The sequence below is a fragment of the Ruegeria profundi genome (genome assembly GCF_049800715.1).
GTDB classification, from domain to species: Bacteria; Pseudomonadota; Alphaproteobacteria; order Rhodobacterales; family Rhodobacteraceae; genus Ruegeria; species Ruegeria profundi_A.
Window position 1 is genome coordinate 79,131 of sequence record NZ_JBNAFO010000003.1, and the last position, 17,439, is coordinate 96,569.

The 17,439-nt window shown below is 59.3% G+C and carries 18 protein-coding genes; 6 read left to right on the plus strand and 12 right to left on the minus strand.

Going from position 1 to position 17,439, the window contains the following annotated elements:
• Positions 1-32: 32 nt before the first annotated feature.
• Positions 33-224: a hypothetical protein gene (locus ACP15L_RS06530; RefSeq protein ID WP_425083560.1), complete on the plus strand. Its 192-nt coding sequence runs from the start codon at positions 33-35 to the stop codon at positions 222-224.
• Between the two features lie 2 nt (positions 225-226).
• Here ACP15L_RS06530 and ACP15L_RS06535 read toward each other — a convergent pair whose 3' ends face one another.
• Positions 227-874: an RluA family pseudouridine synthase gene (locus ACP15L_RS06535; protein WP_170677963.1), complete on the minus strand. Its 648-nt coding sequence runs from the start codon at positions 872-874 to the stop codon at positions 227-229.
• A gap of 94 nt (positions 875-968) precedes the next feature.
• Between ACP15L_RS06535 and ACP15L_RS06540 the strand changes: the two genes are divergently transcribed.
• Both ACP15L_RS06540 and ACP15L_RS06545 read left to right on the plus strand, forming a co-directional pair.
• The gene (locus ACP15L_RS06540) at positions 969-1,379 is read left to right on the plus strand and encodes a nuclear transport factor 2 family protein (protein WP_170719697.1); all 411 of its coding nucleotides are present in this window, start codon (positions 969-971) and stop codon (positions 1,377-1,379) included.
• A 2-nt stretch (positions 1,380-1,381) separates the two neighbouring features.
• Positions 1,382-2,092, plus strand: a complete 711-nt coding sequence (locus ACP15L_RS06545; RefSeq protein WP_425083561.1) for an SGNH/GDSL hydrolase family protein — start codon at positions 1,382-1,384, stop codon at positions 2,090-2,092.
• Here the strand turns inward: ACP15L_RS06545 and rarD are convergent.
• The 11 genes from rarD to ACP15L_RS06600 form a co-directional block, all read right to left on the minus strand.
• Positions 2,083-2,988, minus strand: coding sequence for an EamA family transporter RarD (gene rarD / locus ACP15L_RS06550; protein WP_425083562.1), 906 nt, complete (start codon positions 2,986-2,988; stop codon positions 2,083-2,085). The genes ACP15L_RS06545 and rarD overlap by 10 nt on opposite strands.
• 252 nt (positions 2,989-3,240) lie before the next feature.
• Positions 3,241-5,694, minus strand: coding sequence for a GcvT family protein (locus ACP15L_RS06555; RefSeq protein ID WP_425083563.1), 2,454 nt, complete (start codon positions 5,692-5,694; stop codon positions 3,241-3,243).
• Between the two features lie 89 nt (positions 5,695-5,783).
• On the minus strand, positions 5,784-6,767 hold the full coding sequence (locus ACP15L_RS06560) for a helix-turn-helix domain-containing protein (protein ID WP_170375533.1): 984 nt from the start codon (positions 6,765-6,767) through the stop codon (positions 5,784-5,786).
• A gap of 17 nt (positions 6,768-6,784) precedes the next feature.
• On the minus strand, positions 6,785-7,678 hold the full coding sequence (locus ACP15L_RS06565) for a homocysteine S-methyltransferase family protein (protein ID WP_170375535.1): 894 nt from the start codon (positions 7,676-7,678) through the stop codon (positions 6,785-6,787).
• A 12-nt stretch (positions 7,679-7,690) separates the two neighbouring features.
• The gene (locus ACP15L_RS06570) at positions 7,691-8,743 is read right to left on the minus strand and encodes an alcohol dehydrogenase family protein (RefSeq protein WP_170690658.1); all 1,053 of its coding nucleotides are present in this window, start codon (positions 8,741-8,743) and stop codon (positions 7,691-7,693) included.
• A gap of 97 nt (positions 8,744-8,840) precedes the next feature.
• Positions 8,841-11,288, minus strand: a complete 2,448-nt coding sequence (locus ACP15L_RS06575) for a GcvT family protein (RefSeq protein ID WP_425083564.1) — start codon at positions 11,286-11,288, stop codon at positions 8,841-8,843.
• A 16-nt stretch (positions 11,289-11,304) separates the two neighbouring features.
• Entirely contained in the window at positions 11,305-11,685 is a 381-nt protein-coding gene (locus ACP15L_RS06580; RefSeq protein ID WP_425083565.1) for a GFA family protein, read from the minus strand.
• A gap of 4 nt (positions 11,686-11,689) precedes the next feature.
• Positions 11,690-12,313, minus strand: coding sequence for a LysE family transporter (locus ACP15L_RS06585; RefSeq protein ID WP_170638275.1), 624 nt, complete (start codon positions 12,311-12,313; stop codon positions 11,690-11,692).
• Positions 12,313-12,882, minus strand: coding sequence for a helix-turn-helix domain-containing protein (locus ACP15L_RS06590; RefSeq protein ID WP_425083566.1), 570 nt, complete (start codon positions 12,880-12,882; stop codon positions 12,313-12,315). The genes ACP15L_RS06585 and ACP15L_RS06590 overlap by 1 nt, the downstream gene beginning before the upstream one ends.
• Before the next feature lie 129 nt (positions 12,883-13,011).
• Positions 13,012-13,476 (minus strand): GAF domain-containing protein, encoded by a 465-nt coding sequence (locus ACP15L_RS06595; protein WP_425083567.1) that lies wholly within the window; start codon positions 13,474-13,476, stop codon positions 13,012-13,014.
• A gap of 74 nt (positions 13,477-13,550) precedes the next feature.
• On the minus strand, positions 13,551-14,723 hold the full coding sequence (locus ACP15L_RS06600) for a thiolase family protein (protein WP_425083568.1): 1,173 nt from the start codon (positions 14,721-14,723) through the stop codon (positions 13,551-13,553).
• Positions 14,724-14,823: 100 nt separating this feature from the next.
• Between ACP15L_RS06600 and ACP15L_RS06605 the strand changes: the two genes are divergently transcribed.
• The 3 genes from ACP15L_RS06605 to ggt all read left to right on the plus strand — a co-directional run bounded on the left by ACP15L_RS06605 (position 14,824) and on the right by ggt (position 17,438).
• Positions 14,824-15,162, plus strand: coding sequence for an STAS domain-containing protein (locus tag ACP15L_RS06605; protein ID WP_425083569.1), 339 nt, complete (start codon positions 14,824-14,826; stop codon positions 15,160-15,162).
• A gap of 101 nt (positions 15,163-15,263) precedes the next feature.
• On the plus strand, positions 15,264-15,632 hold the full coding sequence (locus ACP15L_RS06610) for an ATP-binding protein (RefSeq protein ID WP_425083570.1): 369 nt from the start codon (positions 15,264-15,266) through the stop codon (positions 15,630-15,632).
• Positions 15,633-15,860: 228 nt separating this feature from the next.
• The gene (gene ggt, locus ACP15L_RS06615; RefSeq protein ID WP_425083571.1) at positions 15,861-17,438 is read left to right on the plus strand and encodes a gamma-glutamyltransferase; all 1,578 of its coding nucleotides are present in this window, start codon (positions 15,861-15,863) and stop codon (positions 17,436-17,438) included.
• Position 17,439 lies beyond the last annotated feature (1 nt).

The following is a 17,439-nucleotide window of genomic DNA, read 5'->3' on the forward strand; positions in this document are numbered from 1 at the left end:
TGGGTCAGATTTCAAAAACCCGGAGGCCCAATATGCCCAGTCTAGACAACCATGTTCTGATGCACCTGAAACTTGAACGTTGGTCGCAGGATCACACCCTTCGCGCCTATGAGATCGAGCGTGAACTAGCCGCAGATCGACACCGCGCACAACCCGCGCGCCGCAAACGTTCGCGGCGGTTTTCCCTCGGGAACCTGAAACTGTTGTGGACCAACGTGGTCTGAACTTAGAAATCCGCCTTGGCACGAAACTTCATCGCCACGCCCCCTTCGGGGCTTTTCAGGCGCAGCTCTTCAGAATGCAGCATAAGGCGCGGGAAATCGCGCGCTGCGCCTTCGGCGTAAAACGGGTCACCCAGAATCGGGTGACCCAAGGCCAGCATGTGAACGCGCAACTGATGCGAGCGGCCGGTTTTCGGAAACAGACGTACGCGCGTCGTATCACCTTCGTATTTGACAACACGCCAGTCAGTGACGGCTTGCTTGCCTGTATCATGACACACCATCTGACGCGGTCGGTTCGGCCAGTCGACGATGAGCGGCAGATCAACCGTGCCCGTCTTGGCCTCCAGCCGCCCCCAAACGCGCGCTATGTAGGTTTTACGGGTTTGGCGCTGCTCGAACTGCATGCTCAGGTTGCGTTGCGCGTGGGGTGTCTGCGCAAACACCATCACGCCCGAGGTATCCCTATCCAACCGATGCACCAACAGGGCCTGAGGGAACACCGCCTGCACGCGGGTCAGCAGGCAATCCGCCAAATGCGCACCTCGCCCCGGCACCGACAACAAGCCCGAGGGCTTGTTCACCACAATGAGTTGCGCATCTTCATGCAGCACATCCAGCGGTGTCTGGGGGGGATCGTAGGTCTCATTCATGCCCGCGTGCCTATCCCACAGCGCCACTTCCCGCAACGTCGTCCTTGCGCGCGGCACGCGTATCGTGAACCGTTGAGGCAAAAGGGGAGAGGTCATGCATCCAACAATCGAACGCATGCAAGAGGTTGTCGCCAAAGGGGACGAAGACCTCATTCACGAGCTTTTGGCCGAGGACGTCCGCTTCATGCCGCCCACCTACTACAGCACATGGACCGGCCGCGCGCCGGTTGCGGCGGTGTTGGGCCATGTGGGTAAGGTATTTTCCGACTTCCGCTATCGACGGATCATGGGCAGCGGCAATGACTGGGCGCTGGAGTTTCAATGCAAGGTCGGAGATCTGGATGCGGTCGGCGTGGACCTGATCACGCTAAACGACGAGGGTTTGATCCAGCAGTTCGAGGTTGTGATGCGCCCTCACAAGACCATTGGTGCCCTGCGTGAAGCGATGATGGCCCGGGTGATGACCGACCCCCGGTTTCTGGAATTCAAATCCGCCCTAAGCTGATCATGTCAAATCCGCTTGCCGCCGATCAGATTCTGCGTGTGCCCCTGCTGCCAGTTCTGGCGGCGCAGGGCTTGGCTGTGCGCCGCAAGGCCCAGCTGCTGCCGGAACCGATTGGTCCGCGCGAAGGGCGAACGGGCCGTGGGCCTCGCCTGCGCCTGTTGATTGCGGGCGACAGTTCTGCCGCCGGCGTAGGCGCGGGCACGCAAGAACAGGCGCTGTCAGGCCATTTGGTCAAACACTTGGAGCGGCATCACTCGGTCGAATGGCGGTTGGAGGCAACAACCGGACACACGACACGAGATACGCTTGAGAGGTTGCAAACGATTGGAGGCACATACGATGCGGTCGTCACCGCGCTCGGCGTGAACGACGTGACCCGAGGCGTGACCTATGAACGCTTCGTTGAACGGCAAAACCAGTTGGCCAGGATGCTGACCCAACGCTTCGGTGCGCGACGCGTTGTGGTAACGGCAGTACCGCAGATGAACCGCTTTCCGTCCCTGCCCCATCCTTTGGCATGGGTATTGGGTCGACAATCCGAGCGCCTGGATCGTGGTCTGCAACAGGTCGTTGCTGCCCATCCGCAACTCCGACACTTGTCACTGGATTTACCGAATGATCCCGCTCTGGCCGCGCCGGATGGATACCACCCCAGCCCCAAAACCTACGCGATTTGGGCCGAAAGCGCCGCGCGTCTTCTGCTTCAGGCCTGAGCCCTCGCCTGTCGGATCATCGGGATCGAATACACCACAAGCGCCGCCCAGATCAGAGGAAAGGCAATCATTCGGGCCCGGTCAATCTGTTCTCCGAACACGGTAACTGCGGTTATGAAGATCATGGTGGGCGCGATGTATTGCAGGATACCCATCGTCGACAGCCTGACGAGCTTGGCCCCATTGGCATAGACCAGCAAAGGCACCGCCGTCACGACGCCTGCACAGGACAGCAAGACAGTATCCGAGGCCAGTATTCCGAAATGCCCGGTTCCCTGAACCCCCAGCCACGTCACATAGGCGATCGCGGGGATCAAAAGGATCAGAACCTCAAGCAGAAACCCCTGATTGGGGCCAATCGGCAAAGACCTTTTGAAGAAGGCGTAGAATCCCCAACTCACCATCAAACCCAGCGCCGCCCAGGGAAGACGCCCAGCCTCGACCACCAGAACCAAAACGCCCAAAGCCGCCAGACCAACAGCAACCAGTTGCACGCGCGTCAGAGGTTCTCGCAGCAATACAGCGCCCAAGGCGATACTGAACAAAGGGTTGATATAATACCCGAGTGCCGCATCCAGCGCATGCCCGGTTGAGATCGCCCAGACATAAATCGCCCAGTTCACCGAGATCAGCGCCGCCGTCAAAGCCGCCATTCCCAACATCTTGGGATTGCCCAACGCCGCCTTGAGGTCGCGTGTCCGCCCCAGATAGACCAGCAGAAGCCCCGCCACCGGCACAGACCAGATGACCCGATGCGCCACAACCTCGACCGGGCCAATATGGCTAAGCGCTTTCATATAAAGTGGCAGGAAACCCCACATGACATAGGCAGAAACCGCCAGCACAAACCCTTTTGGAGTGTCCGCATTCTGTGAAGGTGAGGAGGCAGTCGCCACGAGAAATCTCCGATAAGTATCGGACCCATTTACGGCAGTTCCGGAAGGGTTGAAAACTCTGAAAACAGTGAAGTCGCACATAACGAATTGTGATGGGTCGACTTCGAAACCGCGCTTTTAAGCGAGGCTTTGCCTCGCGCTCCGGGATATTTTTAACCAGATGAAGACTGGATCCCCTGCTTCATCTGGCCCTAAATATCCCGGGGGAGTCGCGGCTTGCCGCGGCGGGGGCAGAGCCCCCTGTTCTGCGGGTTAGACTTTCACGCGCTCGGACTTGGGATCATACATGGGCTTCAAAGACGCCTCGGCCTTTACTTTGACACCGCAAACGTCGATTTCGTAGCTCGATGCAAGAACATCCGCAGTTTTTTCGCCTTCACACGGCACATAGCCCAGACCGATAGCACCACCCAGAGTGTGGCCGTAGTTGCCGGAACTCAGGTAGCCGACATACTCACCATCGCGCACAATAGGTTCGTTGTGGAACAACAGCGGCTCGGCATCGGTAAGCTTGAACTGCACGAGACGGTTTTTGGGACCGCTCTCTTTCCGCGCGATCACGGCTTCGCGGCCGATGAAGTCACAGCCCTTGTCGACCTTCACGGCAAAACCAAGCCCGGCATCAACCACGTGATCTTCACAGGTTATGTCATGCCCAAAATGGCGGAAGCCCTTTTCGATGCGGCAGCTGTCCATCATGTGCATGCCGCACAGCTTAAGACCCATGTCCTGCCCGGCTGCGTGCAGCGTCTCGAACGCATGTCCTGCCATGTCTGAGGAGACATAGATCTCCCACCCCAGCTCACCCACATAGGTGACGCGGTGCGCGCGGGCGAGGCCCATGCCAAGCTCGATCTCTTGTGCCGTACCAAATGGGTTGGCCGCGTTCGAGAAATCGTTGGGCGAGACTTTCTCGAGCAAAGCTCGCGCGTTCGGCCCCATGATGGCCAGAACGCCTTCGCCGGCGGTCACATCTGTGATGACGACGTTGAAGTTGCCCGCATGGCGCTGCATCCATGATTGATCCGCCAGACGGGTCGCGGCTGGCGTGACGACCAGGTAGGCGGTCTCGGTCAGGCGGGTCACGGTTACGTCGGCCTCGATCCCGCCGGCGCGGTTCAAGAACTGGGTGTAGACAATCTTGCCACTCGGCACCGAGTAGTCGCCGCCGCCGATGTAGTTCATGAAACTCTCGGCGTCGGGGCCTTCGACGCGGATTTTCCCGAAGGAGGACATGTCATACATGCCGACATTTTCGCGCACGGCGCGGTGTTCTGCGGCAGAGTTTTCGAACCAGTTCTGACGCTTCCAGCTATATTGGTATTCGCGTTCCTGCCCGTCATTGGCGAACCAGTTGGCGCGTTCCCAACCGGCCAATTCCCCCATGACCGCGCCTTGTTCCAACAGGTGATGGTGGAACGGAGTTCGCCGCACTCCGCGTGCCGTGGCTTTCTGACGGTAGGGGAAGTGATCGGCGTAGAGCAGGCCCAGAGTCTCTTTCGAGCGCTCGAACAGGTACTGCTTGTTGCCTTGGAAGGGCTGCATCCGGCTGATGTCGACATCGCCCAGATCAAACGGCTTCTCACCGCTGTCCATCCATTCGGCCAACGCCATGCCCGCGCCACCGGCCGACTGGATACCGATCGAGTTGAAGCCCGCCGCGACCCAGACATTGTCCATCTCGGGCGCAAGACCCAAGTGATAGGCATCATCGGGAGTGAAAGATTCAGGTCCGTTGAAGAAGGTGTGGATACCGGCTTCGGCCAGCATCGGCATACGGTTCACCGCCGCTTCGAGGATTGGTTCAAAATGGTCGAAATCCTCGGGCAGTTGATCGAACTCAAAGCTGTCAGGGATACCATTCATGCCCCAAGGCTTGGCGTTGGGTTCAAACGCACCCAGCAGGATTTTGCCCGCGTCTTCCTTGTAATAGGCGCATTCGTCCGGAACGCGCAGAACCGGCAGTTGTGTAAGGCCATCGATGCCTTCGGTGACAATGTAGAAATGCTCGCAGGCATGCAGCGGAACGTTCACGCCCGCCATGCGACCCACTTCGTGGCCCCACATCCCGGCGCAGTTCACCACCATATCGCATTCGATATGGCCTGAGGCGCTGCCGTCGTCGGCAACCCAGTCAACGCCGGTGACCTTGCGCCCTTGCTTGACGACATCGGTGACCTTCACACGCTCTTTCACAATACCACCGCGTTGGCGCGCGCCCTTGGCCAGCGCCAGCGCGATATTCGCCGGGTCACCCTGCCCGTCCAACGGCAGATACACAGCCCCTTTGACGTCTTCGATGTTGAGATGCGGATACAGCTCGGCTACGCGCTCGTTCGAGATTTCTTCGACTTCGACTCCAAAGGCGCGTGCCATGGCGGCTTGGCGGTAGATCTCTTCCTTACGCTCTTCGGTCAGAGCGACAGTGATCGAGCCGCAGCGCTTGAAACCTGTCGCAACGCCGGTTTCTTCCTCGAGCGAGCCATAGAGTTCCTGACTGTACTTCGCCAGCTTGGTCATGTTCGCCGTCGCGCGCAGCTGGGCGATCAGACCAGCCGCATGCCAGGTCGTGCCGCTGGTCAGTTGCTTACGCTCAAGCAGCACAACATCTTTCCAGCCCTTCTTGGTCAGGTGATAGGCAACCGAGCATCCGATCACGCCGCCGCCGATGATGACCACGCGGGCCTTGCTGGGAAGATCAACCATAATGCAGACTCCGTTCGTTCAGGTTTGTCCCTGAATGGCATGAAAAATCGGCGCGGAATCTATCAAAAACGTCATCGTATCCGCAAAAATCATCTCTGCGCGGCTTGTCTCTTTTGTTGGCGCATCACAAAGGGCGTCACGCCGAAAAAACTCCGGTAAACTGATGAGAACCCGTTCGGGAAACCGCAGGCCAAACCTATTTCGCGCACGCTCATGGTGGTATTCAGTAAAAGGTTGTTCGCTTTGGCCAGCCGCATTTCACGATAGAACCCGTTGGGTGTGGTGCCGAAGAACGCTTTGAACTTCCGCTCAAGCGATCGATTCGAGATATTCAGACTGTCCACAAGGTCCTGGATCGGCAAAGGGTCTTCGATGTTGGCCTGCATCAGCTTGATGCACTGATCCAGTTTCTTGTCCCCAGTCGCGGTGTTTTTCGCGCCCGAGAACGGCTGCATCGACGAAAAATCGCGGATATTTTCATGCAGCATGACGTCCGCCACGGTCAATTGCGTGGGCCCCGAGATATGCCGCCCGATCACGACCAGTGCGATATCGGTGGTGGCCCCCATACCTGCACAAGTGACGACTGCGCCGCGCTCGGTTGCGATGGACAGTTTCGCTTCGAACCGTGCACCGCGCTCACGCAGGAATGAGGCGTTTTCCCAATGAGTTGCCAGATCGGCTGTACCCTGCTCGTCGATATACCGGCTTGCCGCCTCGGCCAACAAAAACACCTGCGCGCCGCGATAGGTATAGTTCGACACCACCCGACCCAAAGATAGGTCGGGGTGATCCGGGTCCGAATTGCCGATCACAAACAGATAGGTGGCATCGGGTTGGTTCGGGATGGTTTCGGTCTGGACCGTTGCGTCGCTGCTGCTTGCCACCGGACCGCCACGCAGGGATCGGTAGGTATAGGTGAACGGCGGTGTTGCAGACACCCGATTGGAAATCCGCAGAACATCCACCAGCGACGCGAGTTCCAGCAGCACAAAGCCCGGCGCGACCAGAATGTCGAAATGCACGGGACTGGTCTGACGCGTGTCGGAGGCTGGCGATGGTGTCTCGGACATACCGTTCCCTTGTCGGTTCAGACGATCCGATGACCGGCTGATTCCAGGCGACGCGCGAGGGCCTCGATATGATCCGGGCCGATCTCGCAGCATCCGCCAACGATTGTTGCGCCTTGCTCGACCCAGGCCATCGCGTGGTCGGCATAGGCCTCGGGGCTGAGATCGTGGCGCTGTGCGAGACTATCAACCGTGGGGGCGTCTTGCAAAAACCCCTCGGCGATATGGGTGAAGCCGTTGGCATAGGCGCCGTAGGGCAGCCCCATCCCTGACAATATCTCAAGCCCGGCTGGAACCGCTTCAGGACGGGTGCAGTTGATCAGCACGGCTTGCGGTTTGTAGCGCTCGACCAAGGGAGCAATCTGATCCAACGGCTCACCGGATCGCAGACGCGTTCCGTCCTCATCCATCGGAGACAGGGCCAGCCACACAGGTTTCCCGCAGCCAGCAGTGCCCCTCAGGGCGCCTTCGGCCTCCATCACCGACGAGACGGTTTCGATCAGGATCAGGTCCACACCATCCCCCATAAGCGCGACCAGTTCAGCGAATTTGCGTCCGGCCTCCTCCGGATCAGGCTCGAGATCGGGTCTGTAGGAGGCCAATAGCGGCCCGAGCGCTCCGGCAATGCGCCCGCCATTACCTGCGCGCGCCAGATCGGCCTGAGACACGGCGGTGTGGATCAATTGCGCCAACTGGTCCTCGATCCCTTCGCGCACAAGGCGCGAGCGGTGGACGGCATAGGTGTTGGTTGTCGCAACTGTGGCCCCGCGCCGGAAGTATTCGGCATGAACCTCGCGCACCAATTCCGGTTGATCCATCATCACCCGCGTCGACCAGAGCGGCGTCGGTTGATTACCGCTGCGATTGACCAGCTCCTGCCCGATCGAGCCATCTAACAGAGTAATTTCGGCCATGTCATAAACTCCTTACGGGATCAGCACCAATTTCCCCGGCAACGCTTTGGATTGGAAATCCTCTTGTGCCTTAGCAATATCCCTTAGGGGATAGGTGCGGGAAATCAAAGGCTTGATCCGACCGGCATTCATCAGCTCAGCCAGACGGCCAAACACCTCAGGCGATTGGTGAGTGCAGCCGTGAATGGTAATATCGCGCAGGTAGATGTCGCGCAGATCGGCCTGCACCATCGGGCCTGCAATCGCACCTGATACAGCGTAGTGCCCGCCGGGTTTCAGGGCCAGCACGAGGCGCGCCCATTTAGGGCCTCCAACCACGTCAATCGCGACGTCGAACATGTCTGCAGGTAACGCAGCATCGCGATCAAAGGTCTCAACCGCGCCTTGGGATTTCACAACCTCGGCCTTGGCGGCACCGGTTATGCCCCAGACGGACGCGCCGCGCAGGCGGGCCAGTTGCACCGCCGCCAGACCGACACCGCCCGAAGCGCCCGTGATCAGCACCTTGTGGCCAGCGGTGACCCCGGCGCGGGTCAAAAGGTTCTCGGCCGTGCCAAAGGCGCAGGGAATGGCCGCGATCTCGGTATCTGACAATGGCGAGGCAGAGACATCGTAGAGATCATTCGCTTCGACCAGACAGTATTGGGCAAAGGCGCCATCAATCTCAGAGCCTAAGGCAATAAACCCCTGTGGATGGCCAGGTCGCGGGCGCGGCAGATTGATCGGGCAGGTCACGCGCTGACCGGGTTGAAACCCTGAACCCGGACCGGCTGCTTCGACAATGCCGCACAGGTCGCCGCCTTGAATTCGAGGGAATTGAAGCGCGCCGCCCCACCCTCCGGCATCGATATCCTGATCGACGTCATCGGTGGCCCCGGTCACGTCCGAAGAGTACCACCCGACCCGCGTATTGATATCGGTGTTGTTGACCCCGGCAGCTGCGACGCGGACCAGAACCTGCCCGGGACCGGGCGTTGGAACGGGAATATCCTCGCGCCACTGCAAAGCCTCCGGCCCGCCGTGATGAGTGAGGTAAACGCCGGACATATGTGCAGGGATCGTCATTTCAGCCTTCCGATTTGGACTTTGGTGAAAGGCAGACTGGGGCCCGCCATGGGCCCCAGCTTGGAGTTTTGTGCCAATTTGGCAATCCCCAAAGGGATCAGGCGCGCAGACGCTCGTTGGCGGGATCCCAGAGCGGCTGGTCTTCCTGCACCACAGCCCGGTACTTCTGGCCGTAGATCTCAACCTCAAGCTCTGTGCCCGGGTTTGCGACCTCGGTCTTGACCATGCCCAGCGCGATAGACTTGCCAACACGATAGCCCCATGCGCCCGAGGTCGTCTCGCCCACGATCTGATCGCCCTGCCAGATGCAAGACATGTAAGGCGCGTCGCAATCGCCTGCGTCCACTGTCAGCGTGACAAAGGATTTCTTCACGCCCTGCTGCTTTTCGTTCAGGATCGCAGCCTTGCCGGGGAAGTCCTGCGGTTTGTCCAGTTTGACGAACCGCTCCAGCCCGCCTTCCAGTAGCGAGTAGTCGGTCGACAGATCGCCCTTCCACGCACGGTAGCCTTTCTCGATACGCAGCGAGTTCAGGGCGTACATGCCGAACGGGGTCGCGCCCGCGTCGAGGATCGCTTCGTAGATCGCGGGCATGTCTTCGTTGAGGGCGTGAACCTCCCAACCCAGCTCTCCGGCGAAGGATACGCGGATCAGGAAGGCCGGTTTGCCTGCAACCGTCGCGGACTGATGCGTCAGCCAGCCGGTGGACAGATCCGCATCGCTTAGGCCCGAGAGGATCTCGCGCGATTTCGGGCCGGTCACGATCAGCGTGTCGCGGGTGGTGGTGACGTCTTCGACCGAAACGCTGGAGGGCATGGCGGACATCAGGATGTCGCGGTCGTGCCACTGCGCGGTGGCAGCAGTGATCATCACGAACTCATCCTCGCCCAGACGGATACAGGACATCTCGGTCAGGATACGGCCACGGTCGTCCGAAATGTAGACGAGATTGATGCGGCCAATCTTGGGCAGACCACCGGTGACTAGGCCACGCAGAGCTTCTGCCGCTCCTTCACCTTTGACCATGAAACGCGAGAAGCCCGGCAGGTCCAGCACGCCGCAATTGTCTCGTACGGCTTCGCACTCTTCCTTGATGCGCTGCTCCCACGGGCCGGAGCGGCCCCATGTATGCGTTGCTTCCAGCGAGGTGTCGTCGCCCGGCTTGGCAAACCAGTTGGCACGTTCCCAGCCGTTATAGGCCCCCATGACACCGCCGAGTTCTTTGACCTTGGCATGGACTGGCGACAGCTTCTTGTCGCGCGCAGCAGGCCATTCGTGGTGCGGGAAGTGCATGGCGTATTCGTTGCCATAGACCTCCATGCCCTTCTGGTTGCAGTAGTCCTGATCGGTGTAGTCGGTGTAGCGGCGCGGATCGACGGCCCACATATCCCATTCGGTGTGGCCATCAACGATCCATTCGGCCAGCACTTTGCCTGCACCACCACCTTGCGCGATGCCGAAGGTAAAGCTGTGCGCTTCAAACGCGTTCTTCACCCCGGGCATTGGGCCGATCATCGGCAGACCGTCCGGCGCGTAAGGGATCGGGCCGTTGATCACGCGACCAACCCCCGAGGTTGCCATCAGCGGAACCCGTTCCATCGCGTCGGTGATGATGTCCTCAATCCGGTCCAGATCGTCGTTCCAAAGCTGGAAGCTGAAATCCTCGGGCATCGGATCGTCTTCGGTCATCCACTCGCCCTTACAATTGGGCTCGTAGGGGCCAAGGTTGAAGCCGTTCTTTTCCTGACGCAGGTAGTATGAGATATCCACGTCGCGCAGCAGAGGCAGTTTGCCACCGTTTTCCTTCGACCATGCCTCAACCTCGGGGACTTCGTCGGTCAGCAGGTACTGGTGGCTCATGACCATGGCAGGCACCATGCGGCCGCCATAGGGTTTGAACATCTCACCCACACGCTGCGCGTAATATCCGGCTGCGTTGACGACATAGTCACAGGCAATGTCGCCCTTTTCGGTGTGAACGGTCCAAGTGCCGTCATCGTGTTGCGTTACATCGGTGGCCGGGCAGAAGCGGATGATTTTTTGGCCCAGATCACGCGCGCCTTTGGCGAAGGCTTGTGTCAGCTGCGCCGGATCAATGTCGCCATCGGTCGGGTCGTACAGCACGCCTTCCAGATCATGGGTTTCAAGGAACGGGTAGCGCTCTTTCGCCTGCTCTGGGGTCCACATCTCCATCGGGATGCCCTGGTACAGACCCATCGACATCGCGCGTTCGAATTCCTGCATGCGCTCTTTACTGTGCGCCAAACGGATAGACCCCGAAACGTGGTAGTTCATCGGATAGTCGACTTCTTCGGCCAGACGCGAATACAGCTCGGTCGAATAGCGCTGCATGTTCATGATCGCCCACGAAGTCGAGAAGGTCGGCACGTTACCCGCCGCGTGCCATGTAGACCCCGCAGTCAGTTCGTTCTTTTCCAGCAGAACGCAGTCCGTCCAGCCCTTTTTCGCCAGATGATACAAGGACGAGCAGCCGACAACGCCGCCACCGATGATGACCACACGGGCCTTGGTTGGAAAATCACTCATGTGTTTTGATCCTCTGTTACTGTGCCCGCTGGGGCAGATCGTCTGAGATGTCGTAGTAGTCACCCTTGTCCGCGACAAAGATGTGCTTTGAGAGTTTCAGTCCCGTCGGTTCGCTGAGCGCCCCCATCGAGATCGAAATCGTGTCTTCTTCATTGTGCTGCCAGAACAGGAATGAGCCGCACTCGCTGCAGAATCCGCGCCGTGCGGTCTCTGAGGCGCGGAACCAACGCAGCGTGTCACTGGCGGTGAAGCTCAGGTTGTCCTGATGCGTCCATGTCGATGACCAGACATGACCCGATTGTTTGCGGCACTGACCGCAATGGCAGACGGAGGGCGGCGAGAGGTCTCCGTCGATCGTAAACGCGACTTTGCCGCAGAGGCAGGATCCCGTCTGCATATAGCTACCCCCTTGCTGCGGGCGCAGAGCTGGCACCCAGCAACACGCCATAGATGATGAAACAGGTCGCCATGATCCGGCGGACCCAGATATTGAACACAGCCCCCAATGCCGCCTTGCCCATCAGCGCGCCCAGCAGGGTAAAGCCGGTATAGCTGAGCGTCGTGATGATCAGAGCGGTCGGCATGATCACCCCCATCTGCTGCCAGATCGGCACGTCGGGCTGCACGAATTGCGAAAAGGCCGCCAGATAGCCAGCAACGCTTTTTGGATTGATTGTCGCCACCGCAAGCGCATGCAGATAGACATGCCGCGCAGGGCGCTCAGTGGCAGGCGCCGGCCGTTTCGCGTTGATCCATCCGCGAATACCGACCCAGATCAAGAACCCCGCCCCGACCAGTTTGGCAATGAAGAAGGCGGTAGGTGAGGCTGCGATCAAGGCCGTTACACCCAGCGCCGACAAAATCAGAAACGCGCTGGCCTGTGTCAGGATCGCAAGCACTCCAAGCATCGCCTTTGGGAAAGGCAAGCTCATACCGTTTGAGATACAATTGACCGCATTCGGCCCCGGAGTGGTGACGAACACCACCCAGAACAGCGCGAATATGGTCCAGGCCTCAAAGCTCATCAGTATACCGGTGGTGCAATGACCCAGATGGCCACGGCGGGCTCATCATAGGGGTTTGCCCATTGATAGGGTTCGTGCTTGATCCGGAAACTGTCGCCCGGGCCGACCGTGAAGTGCCGCGCGCCGATCGTCAGGTCCAGTTGGCCCGAGATCATATATCCGACCTCCTGCGTAGGTCGGTCAGCGGTTTTTTGCATTTTGGATCGGGGCTCAAAGGTGGAATGCACCATCTCAAAATCATCGGTCAGGTCTGGCGACAGCAGTTCTTCGATCAGACCTTCTTCACCCGAGCCCATTGGACGTCGTGACACAGCGCGAACCACATAGCCTTGCTCCTCGACCGGGGCGGCGGAATGTGAAAACAGCATCGACATGGGAACGCCCAGGCATTCCGCAATCTGACGCAGGTCCGAGATTGAAGGGTCGGACATGTCCCGCTCGACCTGACTCAGCCACCCGACCGAGCGGTTCAGGCGGTCGGCAATTTCAGTCAGCGTCAAACCCCTTGCCTTGCGCAACGCTCGCAAGTCCGCTCCGAGCGTCGCGCGTTGAGGGGTTTGCGTGTTCAAAGCCGGACTCCGATTCTCGTGAAATTCCTTTTATGTTTTTCACGATGCCTCAGTTCCGTGAAATTTCAAAGCATTTTTTCACGACAAATCATAGACCAGCGACCAAATCCAAGAACCACAAGGATTTAGTTAGGGTTGCCGCCAGGCGGAGAACACGTTTTGAAGAATTTTGGTCAATTCGGACGCGTCCACTTCCGTGAAAGCATCCGGCTGGTCGCTGTCGATGTCAAACACGGCAATAACTGCGTCCGAGGCATCGCGTACGGGCAAAACAAGCTCTGACCTTGTGGAAGACGCGCAGGCGATATGACCAGGAAAGGCATCCACATCCGGAACCAGCTGCACCTCACCCGTGCGCGCGGCTGCGCCGCATACGCCGCGCTCGAATGGGATGACCAGACAGCCGTGACCGCCTTGATACGGGCCGATTTTCAGCAGGCCCGGTTCGGTGACGCGATAGAACCCTGTCCAGTCAAAGCGATCATCGGCATGGTGCACCTCGCACGCGATGGTCGCCATAAGAGAGATCCGATCGGTTTCGCCTTCGGTCAGCGAGGCGATGGTTTTGGCAAGGGTGTCATAGTCGACGGTCATATTGGCATTGCTCCGATCCGGGTCTTGGGGGGCGACGCCCCCAGTCCCCGGAGTATTTGCAAAAGCTCAGAGGGTCAAATGCGTTCGATGGCGATCGCCGTGCCCTCTCCGCCTCCGATACAGATCGCAGCGATCCCGCGTTTCAGATCGCGTTTTTCCAGAGCGTTCAGAAGGGTGACCATGATCCGGGCACCAGATGCGCCGATTGGGTGACCCAGGGCGCAGGCTCCGCCATTGACGTTGACCTTGTCGCGCGGCAGGCCCAATTCGTGCATGAAAGCCATCGGAACCACGGCGAAGGCCTCGTTCACCTCCCACAGGTCCACATCATCTTTGGTCCAGCCCAGACGCTCAAGCAGCTTTTGCGCCGCAGGAACCGGAGCGGTTGTGAACAGGCCCGGGGCCTGCGCATGGCTGGCGTGGCCCAAAACGCGCGCGCGGACGGTTAGTCCTTTCGCCTCAGCGGTGTCTACAGAGGCCAGAACGAGAGCGGCCGCTCCGTCAGAAATGGAGGAGGAATTTGCCGCCGTTACAGTGCCGTCTTTGCGGAAGGCTGGTTTCAGCGTCGGGATTTTCTCGGGTCGGGCGGATTTGGGCTGCTCATCCGCCTCAAGCACCAGCGCCCCCTTGCGGGTTTGCACCGTAACCGCGGCAATTTCCCCATCAAACGCGCCACTGTCTTGGGCAGCCAACGCGTTCGAAAGGGATCGCAGCGCATATTCATCCTGCGCCTCGCGGGTGAACTGATAGGTCTCGGCGCAGTCTTCGGCAAAAGTTCCCATCAGACGGCCTTTGTCATAGGCATCTTCAAGCCCATCCAGAAACATATGATCCACAACCTGCCCGTGCCCGATCCGCGCACCGCCGCGCATCTTGGGCAGCATGTACGGCGCGTTCGTCATACTCTCCATCCCGCCCGCGATCATGGTATCTGTGTGGCCCAATGCGATCTGATCAAACGCGATCATGGCGGCCTTCATACCCGAGCCGCACATTTTGTTGAGGGTCGTGGCGGGCACCTCTTCACCCAACCCGGCGGCAAACCCCGCCTGACGCGCTGGGGCCTGTCCCTGCCCCGCCGGAAGCACGCAGCCCATCAGGACTTCGTCGACAGTCTCCGCACCCGCCTGCTGCAAGGCGGCGCGAATCGCGGTTCCACCAAGTTCGGCAGCGGGAACGCCATCAAACATGCCCTGGAACCCTCCCATGGGTGTACGGGCCGCGCCTGCGATCACTACGTCTTTCATCGAAAACCCCTCCTCTTGCCGGAACTTGAATACCGAATGTTAAGAATTGCCGTCTAGCGTATTTCTACGACGCAATTTCAGCTGAAAAGGGCGGTCAATCATGGCGCTGACCAGCACAACTACCGAAGGGGCACAGATCATCACCGTTCATTCGGAACGGATAGATGCGGCCATCGCCATCCAGTTCAAGGAAGACATGCGCCGCGAAACAGAAAGTGACGCAGCTCGCATCGTTCTGGATCTGGCAGGCGTGGAATTCATTGATTCAAGCGGATTGGGGGCCATCGTCGCCTCGATGAAACAAATCGGAAGCGAGCGCCGACTGGATCTGGCCGGGCTGCAACCCGTGGTCGAAAAAGTGTTTCGCCTGACACGAATGGACACCGTTTTCAGGTTGTTCGATTCCCTCGACGACGCGCTGTCGGCGCAAGCAGAGTAACGCGGCCAACGTAGATGTGTGTAACGCCGTCCAGTGATCAAACCTGCCTGCAACTGAGTTTTCCAGCGATAGAAACGGAAGCAAGCGCTGGCATTGCGAAATTGAGCGCAGGCCTGGCCAAACACGGCTTGCCTGTTGAAAAAGCGGACGATGTGAAGATCGCCTTGGCGGAAGCGATCAACAACGTCGTCGAACATGCCTATTCTGACATTGAACCCGCCAAAGTGCAGGTCTGTTGCCGGTTGGAGCACAACCAGTTGGACATTCTGATATCGGATACGGGGCGTCCGCTGCCCGGCTGCAAACCTCCGGATGGGACCCCGGCCTCGGTTGAGACCAGCCTGCAGGACCTGCCAGAAGGGGGTTTCGGGTGGTATCTGATTCACGAACTGACAAGCGAGATTCGGTATGAGCGTCGCGATGGTTGCAATCTGTTGTCGCTACGGTTTGACGTCCCAATACCAGAATGAACCAAGGGATTTGACGCGAAATGGCCACAATAAGGCCTTTTTCGAACCATTGCGCCGCCCTAAACGACTGTCAAACATATCACCGTAGCTCAGATAGCTTCCCTCGGCGCCAAGTGTCACAGCCCCCACCCAGTGAACGGCGCCGAGGAACCTCCCTCCCCTCATTGAAGAACTGGACAATCATTCCCTGCGCGATAGGTTCGCTGTGTTCAAGGCAAGGGGATGATGATGCGGGATTTACACAAGCCGGGCCGGTCCGAAGTTCTGGCCACAAACGGGATGTGTGCGACCTCGCACCCCCTTGCCGCGAAAACCGCCGTCGACATTCTGGAACGCGGCGGCAATGCCATGGATGCAGCCATTGCCGGGGCGGTCTTGCTGGGAATTTGCGAGCCGCAGATGACCGGTTTGGGCGGCGATTGCTTTGTCCTCTACAATCGCGCGGGGGAAAACCGGATCCGCGCAGTAAATGGCTCGGGCCGCGCACCTGCTGCTGCGCAGGCCAGCACGCTGCGGGATCGGGGCTTGACCTCGGTGCCTCTGACCAGCCCAGACGCGGTTACGATCCCGGGCGCGGTCGACGCGTTCTGTCATCTCAGCCAAACCGAAGGCCGACTGGGACTTGATACAATTCTGCAACCGGCCATTCACTATGCAGAACAGGGTGTGCCGGTTGCTCCACGCGTTTCTTTCGACTGGCACAACGGCGAACCGACCCTCCAAGGGGCCGCGCGGGATCACTTTCTGATCCACGGGCAAGTCCCCAAGACAGGTCAGGTCTTCCGCGCGCCAAAACAGGCCGAGGTTCTACGACGGATCGCAAAGGATGGCCGGGCTGCCTTCTATTCAGGTGAAATCGCGGAGGATATGATCGCCGCCCTTTCCGCCTTGGGGGGCCTCCACACCGCCGAGGATTTCCAATCGACCCAATGCACCCCCTCCGAACCGATCCGCGGCACTTATCACGGCGTTGATCTGGTCGAGCACCCCCCCAACGGCCAAGGCGCAACGGCGATTTTGCTACTGAATATCCTCAAGCATTTTGACCTTGCCAGCATGGACCCATTGGGCGCGGAACGAGTGCATATCGAGGCCGAAGCGACAAAACTGGCCTATGACGCACGCAACCGTTTCATCGCAGATCCCGACCATATGGCGCGGGCCGAACGGTTTTTGGACAAAGACATCGCCGCATCCCTCGCGGCTTTGATCGACCCCAAACGGGCCATGCCCGCCGCCGCCCCGCTGACCGAAGCGATTCACAAGGACACCGTCTACATTACCGTCGTCGACCGCGATCAGATGGCCGTGTCGTTGATCTATTCGATCTTCCACAGCTTCGGCTCGGGGATCGCGTCCGAGAAATATGGCATCTTGCTGCAAAACCGAGGCGCAGGCTTCACCCTGCAAGCCGGGCACCCAAATGAGCTGGGTGGCGGCAAACGCCCGATGCACACGATCATTCCCGGCATGCAGGCCGAGAACAACCGCGTTACGATGCCCTTCGGCGTCATGGGTGGGGCGTATCAACCCACAGGACATGCGCGGTTCGTGTCAAACCTGATGGATTTCGGTTTTGACCTGCAAGAGGCCATCAACGCCCCCCGTGCCTTCGCCGACGGAGGCATCCTGAAGCTCGAGCGCGGGTTCCCCGAAGCGGTTGCTCAACAATTAAGCGAAATGGGTCACACTGTGGAGGTCCCAGAAACTCCACTGGGTGGCGCACAGGCCATACGAATCCGTGAAGACGGTGTTTTGGAGGGGGCCAGTGACCCTAGAAAAGACGGTTGCGCGTTGGGATATTGAT

Bases quoted from the DNA above. Each gene is read 5' to 3' on its own strand.
- ACP15L_RS06605 (WP_425083569.1), top strand. From the start codon at position 14,824: ATGGCGCTGACCAGCACAACTACCGAAGGGGCACAGATCATCACCGTT.
- ACP15L_RS06530 (WP_425083560.1), top strand. From the start codon at position 33: ATGCCCAGTCTAGACAACCATGTTCTGATGCACCTGAAACTTGAACGT.
- ACP15L_RS06540 (WP_170719697.1), top strand. From the start codon at position 969: ATGCATCCAACAATCGAACGCATGCAAGAGGTTGTCGCCAAAGGGGAC.
- ACP15L_RS06600 (WP_425083568.1), bottom strand. From the start codon at position 14,723: ATGAAAGACGTAGTGATCGCAGGCGCGGCCCGTACACCCATGGGAGGG.
- ggt (WP_425083571.1), top strand. From the start codon at position 15,861: ATGCGGGATTTACACAAGCCGGGCCGGTCCGAAGTTCTGGCCACAAAC.
- ACP15L_RS06595 (WP_425083567.1), bottom strand. From the start codon at position 13,476: ATGACCGTCGACTATGACACCCTTGCCAAAACCATCGCCTCGCTGACC.
- ACP15L_RS06555 (WP_425083563.1), bottom strand. From the start codon at position 5,694: ATGGTTGATCTTCCCAGCAAGGCCCGCGTGGTCATCATCGGCGGCGGC.
- ACP15L_RS06570 (WP_170690658.1), bottom strand. From the start codon at position 8,743: ATGACGATCCCTGCACATATGTCCGGCGTTTACCTCACTCATCACGGC.
- ACP15L_RS06535 (WP_170677963.1), bottom strand. From the start codon at position 874: ATGAATGAGACCTACGATCCCCCCCAGACACCGCTGGATGTGCTGCAT.
- ACP15L_RS06565 (WP_170375535.1), bottom strand. From the start codon at position 7,678: ATGGCCGAAATTACTCTGTTAGATGGCTCGATCGGGCAGGAGCTGGTC.
- ACP15L_RS06585 (WP_170638275.1), bottom strand. From the start codon at position 12,313: ATGAGCTTTGAGGCCTGGACCATATTCGCGCTGTTCTGGGTGGTGTTC.
- ACP15L_RS06580 (WP_425083565.1), bottom strand. From the start codon at position 11,685: ATGCAGACGGGATCCTGCCTCTGCGGCAAAGTCGCGTTTACGATCGAC.
- ACP15L_RS06545 (WP_425083561.1), top strand. From the start codon at position 1,382: ATGTCAAATCCGCTTGCCGCCGATCAGATTCTGCGTGTGCCCCTGCTG.
- ACP15L_RS06575 (WP_425083564.1), bottom strand. From the start codon at position 11,288: ATGAGTGATTTTCCAACCAAGGCCCGTGTGGTCATCATCGGTGGCGGC.
- ACP15L_RS06560 (WP_170375533.1), bottom strand. From the start codon at position 6,767: ATGTCCGAGACACCATCGCCAGCCTCCGACACGCGTCAGACCAGTCCC.